18 protein-coding genes are annotated in these 19,201 nt (G+C 36.1%); 6 read left to right on the top strand and 12 right to left on the bottom strand.

Annotation, left to right across the window (positions count from 1 at the left end):
- Window positions 1–40: 40 nt before the first annotated feature.
- The 4 genes from KI430_RS04060 to KI430_RS04045 form a co-directional block, all read right to left on the bottom strand.
- Window positions 41–634, bottom strand: a complete 594-nt coding sequence (locus KI430_RS04060) for an anthranilate synthase component II (RefSeq protein ID WP_248876993.1) — start codon at window positions 632–634, stop codon at window positions 41–43.
- Window positions 631–2,049 (bottom strand): anthranilate synthase component I family protein, encoded by a 1,419-nt coding sequence (locus KI430_RS04055; protein WP_248876992.1) that lies wholly within the window; start codon window positions 2,047–2,049, stop codon window positions 631–633. The genes KI430_RS04060 and KI430_RS04055 overlap by 4 nt, the downstream gene beginning before the upstream one ends.
- A gap of 236 nt (window positions 2,050–2,285) precedes the next feature.
- A complete protein-coding gene (locus KI430_RS04050; RefSeq protein WP_248876991.1) occupies window positions 2,286–3,836 on the bottom strand; it encodes a T9SS-dependent choice-of-anchor J family protein in 1,551 nt (516 codons plus the stop codon).
- Window positions 3,837–3,973: 137 nt separating this feature from the next.
- On the bottom strand, window positions 3,974–4,441 hold the full coding sequence (locus KI430_RS04045; RefSeq protein WP_248876990.1) for an acyl-CoA thioesterase: 468 nt from the start codon (window positions 4,439–4,441) through the stop codon (window positions 3,974–3,976).
- Between the two features lie 134 nt (window positions 4,442–4,575).
- Between KI430_RS04045 and KI430_RS04040 the strand changes: the two genes are divergently transcribed.
- The 3 genes from KI430_RS04040 to KI430_RS04030 all read left to right on the top strand — a co-directional run bounded on the left by KI430_RS04040 (window position 4,576) and on the right by KI430_RS04030 (window position 7,394).
- Entirely contained in the window at window positions 4,576–4,926 is a 351-nt protein-coding gene (locus KI430_RS04040; RefSeq protein WP_248876989.1) for an arsenate reductase family protein, read from the top strand.
- 120 nt (window positions 4,927–5,046) lie between these two features.
- A complete protein-coding gene (locus tag KI430_RS04035; protein ID WP_248876988.1) occupies window positions 5,047–6,258 on the top strand; it encodes a DUF763 domain-containing protein in 1,212 nt (403 codons plus the stop codon).
- Window positions 6,259–6,692: 434 nt separating this feature from the next.
- Window positions 6,693–7,394 (top strand): DUF2971 domain-containing protein, encoded by a 702-nt coding sequence (locus tag KI430_RS04030; protein WP_248876987.1) that lies wholly within the window; start codon window positions 6,693–6,695, stop codon window positions 7,392–7,394.
- Between the two features lie 187 nt (window positions 7,395–7,581).
- On the opposite strand, the gene KI430_RS04025 is transcribed toward KI430_RS04030, so the two are convergent.
- Window positions 7,582–8,226 carry a response regulator transcription factor gene (locus KI430_RS04025; RefSeq protein ID WP_248876986.1) on the bottom strand — a complete coding sequence of 215 codons (645 nt, stop codon included), beginning with the start codon at window positions 8,224–8,226 and terminating at the stop codon, window positions 7,582–7,584.
- Window positions 8,204–10,126: an ATP-binding protein gene (locus KI430_RS04020; protein ID WP_248876985.1), complete on the bottom strand. Its 1,923-nt coding sequence runs from the start codon at window positions 10,124–10,126 to the stop codon at window positions 8,204–8,206. Before KI430_RS04020 ends, KI430_RS04025 begins: the two co-directional genes overlap by 23 nt.
- Window positions 10,127–10,427: 301 nt before the next feature.
- On the opposite strand from KI430_RS04020, the gene KI430_RS04015 reads away from it, so the two are divergent.
- From KI430_RS04015 to KI430_RS04005, 3 genes are read left to right on the top strand one after another with little or no spacing between them, the layout of a single operon-like run.
- Complete coding sequence (locus tag KI430_RS04015; protein WP_248876984.1) at window positions 10,428–10,604, top strand: hypothetical protein; 177 nt, start codon at window positions 10,428–10,430, stop codon at window positions 10,602–10,604.
- Between the two features lie 16 nt (window positions 10,605–10,620).
- A complete protein-coding gene (locus tag KI430_RS04010) occupies window positions 10,621–11,145 on the top strand; it encodes a hypothetical protein (RefSeq protein WP_248876983.1) in 525 nt (174 codons plus the stop codon).
- Window positions 11,146–11,157: 12 nt separating this feature from the next.
- The gene (locus KI430_RS04005; protein WP_248876982.1) at window positions 11,158–11,535 is read left to right on the top strand and encodes a hypothetical protein; all 378 of its coding nucleotides are present in this window, start codon (window positions 11,158–11,160) and stop codon (window positions 11,533–11,535) included.
- A gap of 193 nt (window positions 11,536–11,728) precedes the next feature.
- Here KI430_RS04005 and KI430_RS04000 read toward each other — a convergent pair whose 3' ends face one another.
- From KI430_RS04000 to KI430_RS03975, 6 genes are all read right to left on the bottom strand, one after another.
- Window positions 11,729–13,516, bottom strand: coding sequence for an acyl-CoA dehydrogenase family protein (locus KI430_RS04000; protein WP_248876981.1), 1,788 nt, complete (start codon window positions 13,514–13,516; stop codon window positions 11,729–11,731).
- A 47-nt stretch (window positions 13,517–13,563) separates the two neighbouring features.
- Window positions 13,564–13,920: a four helix bundle protein gene (locus KI430_RS03995; RefSeq protein ID WP_248876980.1), complete on the bottom strand. Its 357-nt coding sequence runs from the start codon at window positions 13,918–13,920 to the stop codon at window positions 13,564–13,566.
- A 39-nt stretch (window positions 13,921–13,959) separates the two neighbouring features.
- A complete protein-coding gene (locus KI430_RS03990; RefSeq protein ID WP_248876979.1) occupies window positions 13,960–15,135 on the bottom strand; it encodes an acetyl-CoA C-acyltransferase in 1,176 nt (391 codons plus the stop codon).
- Window positions 15,136–15,161: 26 nt separating this feature from the next.
- The gene (locus tag KI430_RS03985) at window positions 15,162–17,534 is read right to left on the bottom strand and encodes a 3-hydroxyacyl-CoA dehydrogenase/enoyl-CoA hydratase family protein (protein ID WP_248876978.1); all 2,373 of its coding nucleotides are present in this window, start codon (window positions 17,532–17,534) and stop codon (window positions 15,162–15,164) included.
- A gap of 122 nt (window positions 17,535–17,656) precedes the next feature.
- Entirely contained in the window at window positions 17,657–18,109 is a 453-nt protein-coding gene (locus KI430_RS03980; protein WP_248876977.1) for a MarR family winged helix-turn-helix transcriptional regulator, read from the bottom strand.
- Window positions 18,110–18,253: 144 nt separating this feature from the next.
- The gene (locus tag KI430_RS03975) at window positions 18,254–19,198 is read right to left on the bottom strand and encodes an ABC transporter ATP-binding protein (RefSeq protein ID WP_248876976.1); all 945 of its coding nucleotides are present in this window, start codon (window positions 19,196–19,198) and stop codon (window positions 18,254–18,256) included.
- Window positions 19,199–19,201: the final 3 nt, after the last annotated feature.

The raw sequence follows: 19,201 nt of genomic DNA, 5'->3' as shown, positions 1-19,201 counted from the left end.
AAGCCAGATGTCTGAAGTCGGAAGTATTTGTGCGTTATTTTTATTCTTCTGACTTTTGACTTCTAGCATCCAACTTCAAAAAGTTTTCTAAAATCTGTTTTCCATCAGGCGTCAGAATACTTTCCGGGTGATATTGTACAGCGTGAATATCATAAGTTTTGTGTTTCAAACTCATAATCATTCCGTTTTTGTCAACGCTTGTGATTTCTAATTCTGTTGGGAAATCGTCAGGATTTACCGCCCAGGAATGATACCGCCCAACTTCCAAAGTTTCCGGTAAACCGTTAAAAATTTTATGAGCGTTAATCTGAACAGCTTCCGTTGCAACACCGTGATAGATTTCAGATAAATTAATGAGACTTCCGCCAAAAGCTTCCGCAATTGCTTGTTGTCCAAGACAAACTCCGAAAATAGATTTGGTTGGTGCATATTTCTTAATCAAATCCAACAAGATTCCAGCTTCTTCGGGAATTCCGGGACCTGGAGAAAGAATGATTTTGTCATATTTTTCGATATCCTCCAATGCAATTTGGTCGTTTCTATAAACATCCACTTCCGAACCAATAATTTGCTCGATGATTTGGACCAAATTGTAAGTGAAACTATCGTAATTATCAAAGACTAATATTTTCATAATTTTTCTGCTTTTAAAATGGCTTTTTTCAGAGCGCCTAATTTGTTATTAACTTCCTGAAGTTCGTTTTCTGCAATAGATTTTGCAACAATTCCGGCTCCGGCTTGATAAAATAGAGTGTTATTTTTGCTTAGGAAAGTTCTTATCATAATCGCCTGATTACAACTTCCGTCGAAGCCAACAAAACCGATACATCCTGCGTAATAACTTCTGGACGTTTTCTCGTGCTCATCAATCAATTGCATTGCTCTGTATTTTGGAGCGCCGCTCAAAGTGCCTTGTGGGAAAGTGGTTGCAATCATTTCACAAGGATTTTGGTCTTCTTTGACATCAGCCACAACTTCGGAAACCATATGAATCACGTGTGAGAAAAAGTGGATTTCTTTCAGTTTTGAAACTGTAGTATTTTTACCGTGAATGCTCAAATCATTTCTTGCCAAATCTACCAACATCGTATGCTCGGCATTTTCTTTGGGGTCTTTTTTGAGTTCTTCTGCTGATTCCAAATCTTTTTCGATATTTCCGGTTCGTTTGAAAGTGCCTGCAATTGGATGGATTATAGCTTTTCTATTTTTGATAATCAGCTGACTTTCCGGACTTGAGCCCATTAATTTATAATCGCCATAATCGAAGAAGAATAAATAAGGAGAAGGATTGATATTTCGCAAAGCACGATAAACATTGAACTCATCGCCTTGAAAATTCTGCTCAAATCTTCTGCTTAAAACTAACTGAAAAACATCACCACGGAAACAATGTTTTTTGGCAAATTCAACTGATTCAAGATATTCGTTGTCAGTTAGATTTGAAGTTTCTTCTGAGGTCAATTCGAAGGGAAAAACCGGTGCGTTTTTTTGATTAATGATATTTTCAAGCGTTGATAGTTCTGATTTCATTCCATTGATTTTATTTTCAATCAGGAACATTTCGTCGTTGTGATGATTGATTGCAATCACATATTGATAAAGACGATAACGCATCAACGGAATTTTATTTTCCTCCGATTGTTCTTTGAATTTGATATTCTCAAAAAACGGAATCGCATCATAACTGGTGTAGCCGAAAAATCCCTGCGCTTGTTTTCCAATCTCGTGGTTGGGTTTTTCACATTTGAAACAATTGGAAAATTCCTGCATCAAATCAGATAATTTTTCATTTTTCAAATCAATTTTCTGAGGATTTTCAAGCGGAAATTTCAGTTCTGCTTCATCGTAATTTCGAATTTCAATTCCGGCAATTGCGTTGACACAAATGAAAGAAAACGAATTTTCAGAATTCTGATTTCCTGCGCTTTCCAAGAGAATCGTATCACGAAATTGGTCGCGAAGACGGAGATAAATCCCAATCGGCGTGTAAAGGTCTGCTAGACGGGATTTAACAGAGGTTTTTATATTGATGATGTTTTCCAAGTTCATTTTAAATAATTTTCATTTTTATTAAGGCTTGTCGAAGTCATTAATAAAAAAAGACTTCAACAAAAATGTCGAAGTCTTATTATGATTGAGTTATAGTTAGTTCAGAATTTTAGAACACCGATAATCCTTTCAGACCCGACAAAGAGTTTGAAAGCCACCACCAGTTTTTTGTGTTCATTAATTTCATTGGGACAAATTTAGAAATGATTTTTAATTCTGCAACTATTTTTTTTAACTTATTTTATAACTTTTTGAGAAGTCGTTGATTTGTTGGTTTCAATCTTCACCAAATAAGAACCTTTTGGATAATTTTTAAAATCAACTATGGTTGTATTTCCATTGATTGTTTTAAGCAATTTTCCGTCTAAGGAATAAACTTGAACCGATTTGATTGTCTCGTCTGTCTTGATATTCAACTGGTCGACAACAGGATTTGGATAAACTTTGATGTTGGTTTTATTAACATCATTCACAGCCAAATTATTTTTTGTGAAACTGATATTATCAAGTCTTAGAGCAGTTGTTGTAGTAACCTGAGCAGTTGTATTTCCAAATCCAATATAGTAAACCTGGTCAGCTGTTGCCGTGTAACTAACTGTATGTTCTGTATAAGTTTGTTGAGAAACAGTTTGAGTGCTTAGATTTGCACTGATATTATTTTTGTCCGGTGCACTTGCTACGGCAACTTTCAAAGTAGCAGGTTCTGCTTCTTCACTTCCTATCGCTGTGTGATATTTTACTGTAACCGTTTCGCCGTTTTTAAGATAGATTGGATAGGAGAATAACCAGTCATTTTTCCCGGCAGCAGAAGTACTTGTATTGTTATAAGCGTAACCGCTTCCGTTTTGAGCAACAGACTGATTTTCTCCCATCAGCCAAGTCGTAGACGCCCAACCATCAGAATCATATTCGCCATAATTCTCGACTGTTTTTTCGAAATCATAGGAATAGGGAAGTTCTGTGGGTGTCCAAATGGATTTCGGACCAGCCCAGCCCGAACCGCAATCCGCATTTTTCAAAAAGAACTGATATCTTTTTCCGGCTTGCAAATTATCAAAACTCTTTGTTGTTGTAGAAGTGATTCCTTTGGAAGAAACAGAAGTGTCAAAAGTTGTCAATCCTGTATCATAATTAGTAATTCCGCTGGTTGCTGACCAGTTGATTGTTACTGAATTTGGTTTAAGATTCGAAACCGAAAATCCATCTAATGAAGGCATCACGCAATCTGCAGATTGGCTGATATACAAATCATCTAAAGCTAAATATGTTCCGCTGTTTGTGTTATTTACGAAAGCCAAATAGATGGTTTTTCCTTTGTAATCGGATAAGTCTAAAGTATGCGATGCGTAGTCAAACGGTTGCTCGGCATCAATCTGAGTCAACGTTGTGAAAGATTCCGGGCTGTCATTGGTCACAGAAACTTTTACAGCGTAGGAGTCTGTATATTCAAAGTCGTAGGATTTTCCTTTCCAATAAAGTGTTGGCGTTCCTGTGTTAGGAATTGTAATTGCTGGTGTAATCAACCAATCATTCGCCTGGCCTTCCGGAGAATAATAAGATGTACTGAAAGCAATTTTGTTGTCATAACCGTCATAAAACTGAATCCAGGCTTCTGTATTGAATTCCTGTACTTGTCCCCATTCCGGAACTGTTAATCCATCTGCATTGATTGTTTTGAATTGAGACAGCGGTGTGCCATTGTTATTTTCGAAACCTGCATTGAAAACCTGCGCATTGATATTAACCACTAATGATAAGGCTAATAAACTGATAATTTTTTTGTTCAATTTGAATACTTTTTTAATTTTTCAGAACAAAATTAGGTGTTATTAAGTTTATAAAATCAATCAAATCATTAATTTTATTTAATTTATAATTATTATGAATTGTTGATTCTTAAATATAAATCGTTTAAATTATCAATTCATAAAAATGGTTTCATCTCATCTTCGATGTCTTTTCTCAGGTTCATCAGTTTTTTTGCATATTGTTCCAACTGAATTTGCTTTTCTGTGGTTGGTTCCCATTTTGGAACTTGTACTGCTTTTCCGTTTTCATCAACCGCTACAAATACAATAATGCAATGCGTTTTCTTCTCGAATTTTTTCTCTTTTACATTTCTTGAAAAAACATCAATAGCGATATGCATACTTGTGCTTCCTGTGAAAATGACGTGCGATTCTAATTTGACAATTTCTCCGATTTTAATAGGTTGATAAAATCGGATTCCGCCAACATAAACCGTTACACAATATGTTCCTGACCAATTGCTTGCGCAGGCGTAACCGACTTGATCTATCCATTTCATCACACTTCCTCCGTGAACATTGCCTCCGAAATTAACGTCTGTCGGTTCAGAAATAAACTGAAACGTGACCGGTTTGTTTTCCATTCTATTCTTATTTGTATCAAAAATAGGGAAGAAATTTCAGATTATATCTTCATTATTTATGTTTTATTCCTTTGACATTTGTACTAAATTTGTAATTCCCGAATTCTATTTTAAATCGCTTGACTTTAATAAAAATGAAAAAAGTATTCTACCTCAAAACCTGCGGAACCAACAAGAAAATAATGACACCTCTTAACCTTTCTGACTGGGAACTGAGAGAAATCAAATCGCAACCTGTAACCGAAGCGGAACTGGAAGAGATGTATGAGAAAACGAAATCTTATGAAGCGCTTTTCAGTAAGAAATCAACGCAAATCAAGGAAAGAGGAATTGATGTGAGTTCTTTGAAAGAAAAGGATTTTAAGAAGTTGATTCTTGACCATTACAGTTTTTTGAAACGTCCGGTCTTTATCACGGATAATGAAGTTTTTGCGGGAAGTGATAAAAAAAATCTTGAAACCCTGAATGCTTTTTTTGAAAAATAATTTTATCGCAAAATACATAAGTTAAAATCTAAGAAAGCCATTTTGTCATTCCGTAGGAATCTAAACTGTTTAGATTCCTACGGAATGACAAATAATCTGCTAAATCAATTAAAATAAAAAATGAAACGTTCCGGAACTGCAGACTTGCCATTGCATTACGGTCAGGTTCCGCCCTGGCTGTATGAGCGTATGTCCAGGCTTGGACTGGCAATTGTGGAAGTGATTCTTGCAGATTACGGGAAAGATGAAGTGTTGAGACGATTGGCTGACCCGTTTTGGTTCCAGAGTTTTGGAGCAGTGATGGGAATGGACTGGCATTCTTCAGGAATCACGACTTCTGTGATGGGTGCTTTGAAACGAGCCATTAATCCGAATTCTAAATCTCTCGGAATTTACATTGCCGGTGGAAAAGGAAAATTCTCCAAAGATGCACCGAATGAATTACTAAAAATTGCAGATTCCACAGGTCTTGATGGCAATGACTTGGTGCGTTGCAGCAAGTTGTCTGCAAAGGTTGATAACACTGCGATTCAGGATGGTTACCAGCTTTATCTGCATAATTTTATTTTGTCCGACCAAGGGAATTGGGCGGTTGTTCAGCAAGGGATGCACGATTCTGACGGAACAGCGAGGCGTTATCATTGGCTGTCGGAAATTGTAACTTCTTTTGTCAATGAACCTCACACGGGAATCTCCGGCGTTAATCGTGGAAATATTCTCAACCTCACATCTTCCGAAGCAGAACAAAACAGAAACGGCATCGTTGACATCACCAAAACCGATTCCGAGAAATGGATGCAGGATTTCCAGCGTTTAATTTTGCCGGCTCATCACGAGGTTTTGGCGAGTGATGTGGATATGAAAAAGCTCGGGAATATTCTTTGGCTGGCGAGAGAAAATGAACCTGAGAATTTTGAAGATTTGCTGATGCTGAAAGGTGTTGGCCCGCGTACGATGCAGTCTCTGGCTTTGGTGAGTGAGGTGATTCACGGGGCGCCTTCCAGATTTACAGACCCGGCTCGTTTTTCTTTTGCGTACGGGGGAAAAGACGGTCATCCGTTTCCTGTTCCTACCCAAACTTATGACGAAACAATTTCTATTCTAAGAACCGGTATTGAGAAATCTAAACTTGGAAACACGGATAAAAATCTTGCGATTAAAAAACTACACGAGATTGCTGTGAGAACTGAAGAGAATTTTACTCCAGATTTTAATCTTGAAAAAGTGATAGAAGAGGAGCGACAAAACTCCTGGCGATTTGGTGGGAAAACTGTTTTTGGTGATGCGAAGCCGCCGAAAGGGAGTTATGGGATACAGTTGAGTTTGTTTTGATTTTTTCTTTTCGAGTAAATAATATGTTACGGACAGGAGATTTCTTCTGACGGTCACGAGTTTTCTTTTGACGGGTGCTAGGTTTCCTTTTACGGTCACGAGTTTTCTTTTGACGGATGCTAGGTTTCCTTTTACGGTCACGAGTTCCCTTTTGACGAATGTTAGATTTCCTTTTACGGTCGCAAGTTTTCTTTTGACGGATACTAGATTTCTTTTTGCAGTAGCTAACTTTCTACTTGCAGTAAGGAGTTTTCTCTCTGCAGTTGCTAACTTTCTTATTGCAGTAAGAAGATTATTTTTATTTTTAGTAATTTTCTATTTTAGTAGGCACAGATTGCAAATCTGCGCCATCATAGTTTGTTTTGATAATTCAATTTCTTAAATTTGATTTATAGTTACACATAGCGTTCATATCAATAAACTAATAATATAAAATGTTATATAGCAGAAGTTATAAACCGAAAAAAAATGATTTAATTTATCATTACTGTTCTGCAGAAACTTTTCATTCAATTTGTACAAATAAAAATATTAGATTGTGTGATGTTTTTTCTATGAATGATTTTATGGAGATGCATTGGGGATATTCGATTTGGGAAAAAGTAGCGAACAATCTAATTACAGAATTTGGTTATGAATTCATTGATTCAATAGATAAGATTATACATATTTCCGGCTCAAAATGTTTAGTGTTAGCATCTTGTTTTTCATTAGATGGAGATGTTCTAAGCCAATGGAGAGCATATTCTAATGATGGTAATGGCTATTGTATCGGTTTTAATTCTAAAGATTTACTGAAGTTAAATATTAAAGCTTTAAAAGTAGAATACAATGAACAAAAACAAATTAAAGAATTGACTTCTGTTATAAAGGCTTTATATTCTGTGGAACAAAACCTTAGAGAAGAGGAACAATTTGGTGAAGATTTTTTTAATGCTTGTTCGAATATTGCATTTGATTTAGTAGCATTTAAAAATCCTGCATTTAGTGAAGAGAAAGAGATTAAAACTAACCCTATTAAAAAAGTTATTATCGGGCCTAAGAATTTAGTTTTGAGTTCTGCAATTTCGGTGTATTTGGAAACTCTAAATTTAGGTGATATTGAGATTGAAAGGTCAAAATCCTCATACAGATAATGATACAAATATTGTTGTTTTAATATTAAAATAAAACCAGCCTCATAAATTTATGAGGCTGGTTTGGTTATAATCAAATTGATTATTTAGTAAGAACCTTTCTCGATAAAATGAGCGGCAACTTTTTCTGTCAATGCAATTGGATAATGGACAGAAAATAGGTTTTGTATTAAATTATTGACATTTTCTACAAAAAAGGAGGTGTAAGTTTATGTTTATGAGATAATAAAACCAATCCTGTTTTTGAGCTGATATTGAATTTTTCGAACAGGTTATTCCGATAATAGTCTACTGTTTTTATACTGATATTCATTTTGGATGCGATTTGTTCATAAGTATATTCTTCTTCACAGCAAATCCATTTTATCAGTTCCAGTTCTTTTTTACTAAGGAAGAAAATTGGACTGAATTCAGGGTCATTTTTTCTCAACATTTTCATATTCTCCTGAAGATTGAAATATCCGGTGTTGATGATTTGTTCAATAGCTTCTTTTAGTTCTTCTCCTGTGCAGGTTTTAGATAAGAAGCCCCTGGCTCCCAATTTATAAAATTGAGATTTGATATTTACAGAATCATTTTGTGTAAGGATAAGAAATTTTTCTTCGTTCAGTATAGATTGTAGCTCTGTGAGGATTTCTATTCCGCTTTTTTTAGGAAGAGAATGGTCTAATATAAAGAGGTCCGTTTTTTCTTTGAGAGTCCCGAAATTCCGAAGCAGTTCTTCACCATCATTAAGTTCAGCAAGAATGTTGTAATCGCCGAGGTTTTTTAGAAGTTTTATAATGCCTTGTCTCAGAATCTTATGGTCATCAGTGATTACTAGGTTTATCATTTTTGTAAATTGAGATTTTGGTTCCTTTTTCCGGATTAGATTGTATTGTACAAGAAAATCCAATGAGGGTCGCTCTTTCTTTTATATTCTTGATGCCGTTTCCGAATTGGTTGTTGACATCAAAACCATTTCCATTGTCTTCAATGCTGATGGATATTATATTTGTGTAATCTATTATTATATTTATTTGAGAAGCATCAGAATGTTTTAGGATGTTATTAATACTCTCCTGGAAACATCTGTAAAGTATAATGTTTTCTTCTGTACTGGTTCCATAGTTTTCTGAGGAATTATTTATTTTTTCAAAATTAATTTTTATAATGTCTGTTTTTCTGATACGTTCTACTTCATTCATTATTATTTCATCAATGGTATTTTTACCAATACTGAAGTCATTTAGCCAATGACTAAGGTCTCTTACAGAATCCGATATTTCCAAAATAGAACTTCTTATCTCGTTAATTGATTCTTTGGAGGACACTGCAAATCTTAGATTCTCCACAGAGAAATTGATGATGCTCAATTTTTGTCCTATATCGTCGTGCAGGTCTTTGGAAAGGTTTTTCAGAAGATGCTCGTGAGATTCCAGGATGCTTTGCTTTATTTTCTCTTCCTCCATTTGTTTTATTTTGCTGTTTTCTTCTTCCAGTTTCAGCTTATCTTCCAGGGTTGATATATATTGTGATTTGATTTTGCGATAGCTGTATGCTATGGCAATTCCCATTATAAAAATCTCCAGCAACAAAACATAATAAAAGTAATTGGGATGGCTGATTTCATATATTGTCAAAATTCGGGAATAATTGAAAAAATAAGTTACAGGATTGATAAAGCCGAATAATAGTGCTGCCAGAATACCTAGCGATGGTCTCTTATTTTGTAATCCCAGCCAGATTAATATTGTTATCTGTATCAGAACCGCCAGAGCAGAGAGCCCAATTGAAATATTCCAGATACCATTATAGATAGGATTGTCAAAGGTTGTATTGGCGTAATCTATATAAAACCAAAGACTGGCAAGAATCCCAAATGTAACATAAAAATCAAAAATTGTATTGAGTACTCTGAACTGCCCGCCATTTTTTTTTCTAAAGTCCAAAAATCCTGTCATAATCTTCATACTCAGCCCCATTGCAATGACAAGCAAAAAGAGAGAATTGGTTTCCAGAATTGAATAGTATAAGAAAGGGACTTTAATAATATTAATAAAAAATTCTTCCCTAATTACAATTATAGCAATCAAAGCAAGATATAAAGAATACAAGAAGTAAAATCTCCGCCTCAGAATAATGCCCACCACTAAACTTAAAACCGCAATTATAGAGGTAACACCAATGACAAAACCTATTTCCCAATAAAATCCATTCTCCCAAAAGAGGTTTTCAACAGGTGTGGTAAAATCCGAATAAATATTTTGATAGTAACGTGGATTCCGTATCTCCATATAAATTTCTGCAATTTCGCTCTTATTAAGTACGAAGGGAACATAATGAAACCGAATATCCGGAATATCCTGCTTATTAGCGTAAGAAATATTATATTTTTTTAAAAGTACAATACCTTGTTGTGTTTTTCTATATACATTAAGAATATCCAGTTGAGAATATATTCCCAGCCAATAATCTTTTCTGTTACCAGTATTTTTTATGTAAGTATGTACCCAAACTGTTTTGGTCTGCTTTTTCAGAATAAGATTGGAAGGATGGTCTACTTTTCTAAAATTATTATTGATTTGACTAATCTGAAAAACATTTTTTGAGTTGCTGCTGTCAATATAGTATGAGGACTTAGAAAAAACAGGAATCCAGTTACCACCATTTACAAACATTGTATCGGCTTTCATTTGGGAAGTAATCCAAATTTCAATAAACAAGAATATTGCAATAAGTATATTTTTCATCATCACTCAAATTTACAAATAAATTTTTCGTGATTGACTAGGAAAAATCCTAAGGAAAGATTAGGGAGATGTATAAATGTGCTGATGTTTGGGGAATGTAGATTTGTGGTAATAAAATACATTGCTATGAATAAAAAGATTTTTAAACCGAGACTTTTGGTTTTTGTGGTAGTAACTTCTTTTACTATTACTTACAGTTTCTCCGAAAAAAAAAAATAACGCTGACAAGCATTACGGTGGAACAGCAAATGCAACTGTAGAAGTAGATTTTACGTTGGTTGATTCTGCAACAAAATTTGTTTTGCAAAATAGTGGTATAAAAGAAGGAAGCCGAAGAGTAGTGGATGTTGCTATTAATTGTAATGAAGATTCTTATGCAGATGCACAGAAATCTTTAAAATTAGAAATTGCATATGCGACAAAAAATTATGAAAAGTTAATTACTGCCGTTGGTTTTGACATTAGAAGTTGTGATTAATCTTGTTTTATAAATTATGAAAAAGACATTTTTTTTTGGGGTGTTGTTTTTATTTACAATACAGATAAGTGCACAAGAAAATATAGCAACTAAAGAGGAAACAATGGAATGGATTGCAGGAAAACTTAAAGATGCTCTTGTAGAGCCAAGAAAATACCATAGTTACAATGACGGTGTTTTTACTTATTATGGTCTTGACGGAAAAACTCTTGTTATAGTCGATTTTAAAAAGGCAACTGATTTTGTTTTTTATTGGGATGAAGATTACTTGTGTACCAGTAGAAGAATAGGTAATCTACAATTAAAAGGTAAGGATATGGTAAAATACAGTGGTTCTAACGAAATGGATAATCATTGGGGAGAAAAGGAACTGAATGATGAACCTACAAAAACTCTTGCCATTTGTAGTAATAAAGATTTTTATGGTAGTCATTATATTTTTAATGTTGATAATATTGCCGGTTTAAGGGAGAGATTGATGAAAGCAATAATGTATCTAATAGAACTAAATGTCAGTAAAAGAGATAATGAAAAATTTTAAAAAAACAAAATTATGGCACAAATATGCAAAGAACACAGTCTTGGCTGGACTAAAGGAATTAGACAGTCAAAAGTTGTATGGAGAAATAACGGACCTTTTGGTACACCAAGTCCAACCCTTTATTGCCGGGACACAATTTATACAGCATACGCTGAATTATGTGGACCAGATGATATCATTGACACATTACAGGAATATGTAAATGATTGTATTAAAGTAGGCTTAGCAGCAGCCACTCTAACAACAATTTTTGCAAGTCCTGGTGCAGCAACACCTGCATTTGAAGCCGCATTTAAGGGATGCTTATCTGCAAAAATTGGAGATAGAATTAATGAAATTGGAGTTCATTTAACAGTAAAGGATACTACAGGAGATTGGGGAAAATGTTAAATTTATAATTCCTAGTTTAATTATTTAAAAATAATGGTACGACACACTCGCCCGAGTGTGCCTGCCACATACGCCCGAAGTTGACACCCACACTCGGGCGAGTGTGACAAACTATATCGCTCGAAGGTGACGGTCACATAAATAAACCCGCCTCAGATTCTGAGGCGGGTTTATTTATAATTAAATTGATTACTTAATACGAACCTTTCTCAATAAAATGAGCGGCAATTTTTTCTGTCAATGCAATTGGATTTGGCGTGTTCACATATTTTGTAAAACGTCTTAATCCAGCTAACATCATTCTTTGCTCGTCACCTTCTGAGAAAGAAACGATACCTTCTTTGGCGTTGGTTGTGATGATTTCAACCGCTTTGTAAAGGTTCAGTCTTGCCATTGCCGCTTCTACAGAATCTGTTGAGAAATGTTTCTCAGCTCTCAGGATGGCGGATTCTGCCATATAGATTTGGTTCAGGATTTCGGAAGCGTTTAATAGCAAATGCTGTTGCTTCTCGATGTCCATCATATATTTTTGAAGCGCAGAGCCGGAAACCATCAGGAATACTTTCTTCAAATTCTTAATCACTTCTTTTTCCTCAGACATATATTCCGAATAATCAGGAATGTCAAAAGATGGAATACTCATCAATTCTTTAGCGACGTTTTTCGCAGGTGTTAACAAATCGATTTTGCCTTGCATCGCCCGTTTGATTAACATTCCAACAGCTAAAAGTCTGTTGATTTCGTTGGTTCCTTCGTAGATTCTGGAAATCCTGGAATCTCTCCAGGCTGCTTCCATTGGTGTATCTTCTGAGAATCCCATTCCACCAAAGATTTGAATCCCTTCATCAGCTGTATGTTGCGCCAAATCTGATACGAAAACCTTCAGGATAGAACATTCAACTGCAAATTCTTCCACACCTTTCAGTTCTGCCTGCTCGTGGTTCATTCCGCCGGCAACCAGTTCTTCAATTTTGTCTTCTACATTTTTCGCCGCTCTGTAAGAACCAGCTTCGCTCACGAAAGCGCCTGTCGCCATTTCTGCCAATTTTTTACGAATCGCTCCAAATGTATTAATAGAAACACCAAATTGCTTTCTCTCTGTCGAATAATTCAAAGAGTAATTCAGGATTCTTCTTTGGGCATCCAGACAGGCTGCAGCTAATTTGATACGACCAACATTCAGGGCGTTCAATGCGATTTTGAAACCGTTGTTTCTTTCGCCCAAAAGATTCTCAACAGGTATTTTCATATCATTGAAGAAAACCTGACGCGTAGAAGACGCACGGATTCCCAATTTGTGTTCCTCCTCTCCGAAAGTCAGACTTTCCGGATTTTCCAATTCAGAACGGTTGATAACGAATCCCGTGATGTTTTTGTCATCATCAATCTTAGCAAACAAAGTAAATGTATCTGCAAATCCTGCATTGGAAATCCACATTTTTTGTCCATTAATAATATAATGTTTTCCGTTCTCGGAAAGTTTAGCTCTTGTTTTCCCGCTGTTGGCGTCCGAACCTGCATCCGGCTCAGTCAAACAATAGGCTCCGAATTTAGTTCCGGCAGCCAAGTCCGGAAGGTATTTCTGCTTTTGTTCCTCGGTTCCGTAAAGCAGGATAGGAAGCGTTCCGATTCCGGTATGCGCGCCATAAGCCGTTGCCAATGAACCTGTAGAACCGGAAAGGTAATCGCAGGCCAGCATTGTGGTCACGAATCCCATTCCCAATCCGCCGTAAGCTTCCGGAACAGCAATTCCCAGGAATCCCATTTCCCCGATTTTACGCATCACTTCTTCCGTGTAAGCGTAATCTTTTTTCTCGAATCTTTCCTTATTCGGAACCACTTCTTTATCGATGAATTCCTTAGCAGAATCACGAAGCATCTTTTGTTCTTCGGACAATTCCTCGATGCTGAAAATTTCCTGAGCAGTGATATCCCTTACAAGGAATTCGCCGCCGTCTAATGTTTTTGTATCTGTTGACATAATATTTATTTTTTTAGATTAAAGAATAAAGAGAAAAGAATAAAGACTTACCATTTCAATGTTTTTTGAAAGCCTGAAATCATTCTCTGTAATTCGGTGATTTTATTTTCAATTAATTCAAATTTCGATTGTTCAATATAATTTCTTGTTGAGGAAATAATTATTTGAGTTTGTAATTCATAAAGAGAACCTAGACTTATTTCTAGAAATCGATTGAAATCTTTTTGTGAAGTTCTGCTTGAACCTTCCGCAATATTAGAAGCCACAGAAACTGTACATCTTCTGATCTGGGATCTTAACCCGAATTCTTCATTCTTAGGAAAACTTTCTGTAATTGCATAAATTTCATCAGCTAATTCTATGGATAATTTCCAAATATTCAGATTCTTAAAATTATGCTTCATTATAAAAAGTCTTTTCTCTTTATTCTTTTTTCTCCTTGTCTATAACAATTCAAATACACTCGCTGCACCCTGACCTGTTCCAACGCACATTGTCACAACACCGTATTTGCTTTGTCTGCGCTTCATTTCGTCAAGAAGTTGAACAGTTAATTTAGTTCCTGTACAGCCAAGTGGATGTCCGAGTGCAATTGCGCCTCCGTTGACATTAACGATGTCTGGATTGATGTTCAATTCTCTTAAAATGGCGACTGATTGCGAAGCAAAAGCTTCGTTCAGTTCAAATAAATCGATATCCGATTGTTTAAGGCCAGCTTGTTCCAACGCTTTTGGAATGGCGTACATTGGACCAATTCCCATAATTCTTGGCGGAACACCAACTGTAGAATAGGAGAGAAGTCTTGCAACTGGCGTCAGATTTAATTCCTTTACCATTCTTTCGGACATTACCATTGTGAAAGCAGCGCCGTCAGAAGTCTGAGAAGAGTTACCTGCTGTTACAGAACCATTGGCAGCAAAAACAGGACGAAGTTTCGCCAAGGCCTCGATTGAAGTATCAGCTCTCGGACCCTCATCTTGTTTGAATGCATATTCTTTGGTCTGGATTTTTTCCTTTTCATCAAGGAAATTATATTTCACATCAATCGGAACAATCTGGTTATCAAATTTTCCTTCCTGTATCGCTTTAATTGCTTTCTGATGTGAATTGTAGGCAAATTGGTCTTGTTCCTCACGACCCACTTTGAATTCTTTGGCAACTGCTTCCGCCGTTAATCCCATTCCCCAATAGTAATCGGGATTTGATTTTGCTAAATCCGTGTCCGGAATTGGTTTGTAACCGCCCATCGGGATATAAGACATACTTTCTGCACCACCAGCGATGATGCATTCTGCCATTCCGGCTTTGATTTTTGCTGCCGCAATTGCTATCGATTCTGAGCCCGATGCGCAATATCTGTTCACTGTTACACCTGGCACTTTGTCGGTGTCCAGTCCCATTAATGAAATGAGTCTTGCGACATTCAGTCCTTGTTCTGCTTCCGGCATTGCACAACCGACAATCAAATCGTCGATGCGGGCCGGGTCAAGATTGGGAACATCTTTCATCAGACGTTCTATCACAGTTGCCGCCATATCATCCGGACGGGTAAAACGCAAAGAACCTTTCGGCGCTTTGCCAACTGCTGTTCTGTATCCTGTTACTATATATGCTTCCATATTTGTTTAATTTTAATAATGACAGATTAGTTTCTCACCGGTTTTCCTGTTTTCAACATTCCACCTATTCTCTCAAGCGTTTTTCTCTCTCCACAAAGTGAAAGGAATGCTTCTCTTTCCAAATCCAAAAGGTATTGTTCAGAAACTTCTGTCTGTTCAGAAAGATTACCGCCGGTCATTACGTAACCAATTTTGTTAGCGATTTTTCTATCGTGTTCTGATGCGTAACCACCTGCAACCATTTGGTCAGTTCCAACGTAGAACATTCCCATTGCTTCGTTTCCTAGAACTTTAACTTTCTCAGGAACTGGCGGTGTGTAACCTAATTCATCCAAAACAATCGCCTGACGTTTGGCTTCTGCAATTTGTCTGTCTTTGTTGACAACGATGATATCTTTATCTGTCAGAATTCCCATTTGTTTAGCTTCCCAGGCAGAAGTTGCCACTTTTGCAGTTGCGATATTCATAAAATAATTTCGAAGATGATTGGTCTTAACATCGTCTGGAAGTGTTCCTTTCAATGCTCTCAATGCAAATTCTTTTGTTCCGCCACCTCCTGGAATCAGACCAACGCCAACTTCCACCAAACCGATGTAAGTTTCCGCTGCAGCAACGATTTTGTCCGCGTGCATAGAGAATTCACATCCACCGCCAAGCGTCATTCCGAAAGGTGCAGCGATAACAGGAATTGATGAATATCTTAGCTTCATAGAAGTCTGCTGGAACATTGCGATGGCCATATTCAGTTCGTACCAATCTTGTTCAACAGCCATCATCATTACCATTGCAAGGTTTGCTCCGACAGAGAAATTGTCAGCTTGATTTCCTACAACCAAACCTCTATAATCTTTTTCAGCAATGTCGATAGATTTATTAAGGCCTTCCAAAACGCCTCCTCCAAGAGAATTCATTTTTGAACGGAATTCGAAGTTCAAAATGCCGTCACCAAGGTCAATTAATGCAGATTCGGAATTAGACCAAATCGTTTTTTCTTTTCTGATATTATTAAGAATAATGAAAGAATCCTGACCTGGAATTGGTTCGTAAGTTTTCGTATTCTGATTGTAGAATAATTGCTTTCCGTTTTCCAATTTATAGAAAGATTCGTTTCCGGAAGCCAGCATTTCTTTTACCCAATCAGCGACTTTATAGCCTTCACTTTCTACCAAATCAATTCCTTTCTGAACACCAACAAAATCCCAGTTTTCAAACGGCCCGTATTTCCAGGCATAACCGGTTTTCATTGCATCATCGATAGAGTAGAAAACATCCGTGATTTCAGGAACTCTTTGAGAAACGTAAGCAAACAATGAAGCAAAATGTTTTCTAATCAATTCTCCGGCTTTGGATTGGTCTTTCAACAAAATCGGCAAACGGTTTTTCAAACTTCCTGCTTCTTTCGCTGTTGCAACGATAGGCAGTTTTGGCTGTTTTGTCGGTTCGTAACCCAGGGTTTCATAATTAAGAACGAAACGATTCACATTGCCGCCGGCATCTTTTTCTTTGTAATAAAACCCTTTTTTAGCTTTATCGCCTAAGAATTTATTTTCAATTAAATAATTCAAAGTTTTGGAATCTTTAAGCGCCTGAACCATCTCATCGTCTTTAAGATTCGCCTGAAGTCCTTTCGTTACATTGAAAGCGGTGTCCAAACCAACCAAATCTCCCAGTTTGAAAGTTCCGGTTTTTGGACGATTCAGCAAATCTCCGGTCAGGGAATCTGCTTCTTCAATCGTTAAACCGATTTCTTCCGTCAATTCCATAATTTTCGCCATCGAGTAGACACCGACTCTGTTGCCGATAAAACCTGGTGTATCTTTACAAAGAACCGTGGTTTTGCCAAGGAACTTTTCACCGTAAGACATAAAGAAATCAATCACAGATTGGTCTGTTTTCGGACCAGGAATTACTTCAAATAATTTCAGATATCTTGGTGGGTTGAAGAAGTGCGTTCCACAGAAATGTCTCTGGAAATCTTCTGACCTTCCTTCCGACATCAAATGAATCGGGATTCCCGATGTGTTAGAAGTTACCAAAGTTCCTTCTTTACGAAGTTTATCCACTTTCTCAAACATCGATTGTTTGATATCCAGTCTCTCGACAATCACCTCAATGACCCAATCCGAATTTTTGATTTTTTCCAAATCATCTTCGAAATTTCCAACCGTAATTCTGGAGACAAAAGATTTGTCATAGATTGGTGAAGGATTACTTTTCAAAGCGTTGTCAAGATGACCTTGTGCAACGCTGTTCCTTGTTTTTTTGTCGGCATTTTCCAAATCTTTCGGAGGCATATCCAACATCAAAACCTGAATGCCGTTACCTGCCAGATGACAGGCAATCCCGGAACCCATCACGCCGGAACCGAGAACCGTAACGTGTTTTATTTTTCTGTTCATTATTAGAAGATATTTTTATGATTTAATATTTTACAGAAGAGTTTTCTCTCGCAGATTTCACTGATATTACAGATTAATCTGCTCGATTTGCTTAATCAGCGAGAGTTTATCTTTCTTGATAATTATTTTTTGTGATTCAGTTCGTTTGCGATTTTTAAGATGTCTGTCATCACTTCCTTGAAAACTTCAAATTTCTCAGGCGCAATTCTTTCCAATACTTTCTTATTGAAATTAATAACAACTTCCTTTGATAAGTTTCTGGAATTGATACCTTTATCAGTTAATTTGATAATGACTTCCCGTTTATCGGTTGTGGTTTTTTCTTTGTAGATATAACCATTGTCTTCAAGAAGCTTGATGATTCTTGTAAGAGAAGTCGGTTCTATTGCCATTTTAGGGCCAAGGTTTGTGCTCCTGGTTCCTTCCTTTGGATCAATTTTAAGTAATGTAAGTGCTTGAACTGCAGTTGAATTGTACAGAGATGCCTGGTCCGAATACATTTTCGAGACCGCTAACCAAGCCGACTTTAACATCAAGTCAACACTTTCGACTTTTTCTGAATTTTTCTTTTCCATAACTAACATATTGAAGTGCTTTTTACAAATATAAAAAAAATACTATGCATGCATAGTATTTTGATATTAAGTTGTTTAAGTTGTTGATTAATAACAGATTAATTGTTATGCGAATCTTATTAAATAAAATTGAAGAAAATCTATTTAGTTAGAAATACTTGATTTAATCAATGTTTGCAGAGACTGTTTAATTTCGGTCAAATTATGACAATTATCATAAAAATTATCCAAATTTAGTTCCCAAAAATCATTTTTAAACGTCAATTTAAATTTTCTTAAATCCTGGGAGAAGTTTTTTTGGAGGTAAGAAAACATCATTTCTTTTTCCAATTTCGGGGCATTAATTTCTGGCGAATGAAATGTCTGATTGAAGTTTAAAATCTTAGGCGTAATCAGTTCAGGATTGTTGAGAATAACTTCTTCCGAGATTCCGCTGATGAGTTTTTTTTCTTTGATCCACCAGATCTTATCGGAAAATTCTTTTGCCAATCGCCAATCGTGAGATGAGAAAAGAATGAGTTTGTTTTCTGATCTTGCTAGATTTCTAAGCAATGAAAGGATCATCAGTTTATTTTCTTCATCCAAATGTGTTGTTGGTTCGTCCAGAATGATAAAAGGAGAATTCTGAGCTAAAGCTCTTCCAATAAAGGTTTTTTGAAGATTTCCGTCAGATAATTCAGTTAGTTTTTTGTTCTGATATTCTGATAGATTGAGTTTGTTGATAATTTCGGAAATTTCTTGTTTATCTGTTTCATTCAATTTAAAATAATAAGGATAATGAATGTATTTTCCTAACGAAATTAAATCTGTAACCGTGTAATTATCAGGGATTTCAGCTTTTGAAAAAACGATTGCAATCTGAGAAGCTATTTCATTTGAATTCAGTTCTTGAATTGATTTTCCATTGATAAAAATATCTCCTTTCAACAGTTTATTTTGTCCAAGAATTGATTTGATTAAGGTGGTTTTCCCGATGCCGTTATTTCCCATCAACAGACAAACTTCTCCTAATTCCAAAGATGAATTAATCTCCGAAACCAAAGGGTTTGAATAGCCAATTGTTGTGTTATTAATTTTAAGGAGACTCATTTA

It is taken from the genome of Epilithonimonas zeae, assembly GCF_023278365.1.
GTDB lineage: Bacteria > Bacteroidota > Bacteroidia > Flavobacteriales > Weeksellaceae > Epilithonimonas > Epilithonimonas zeae_A.
This window is presented reverse-complemented; position numbering and strand designations above follow the sequence as displayed.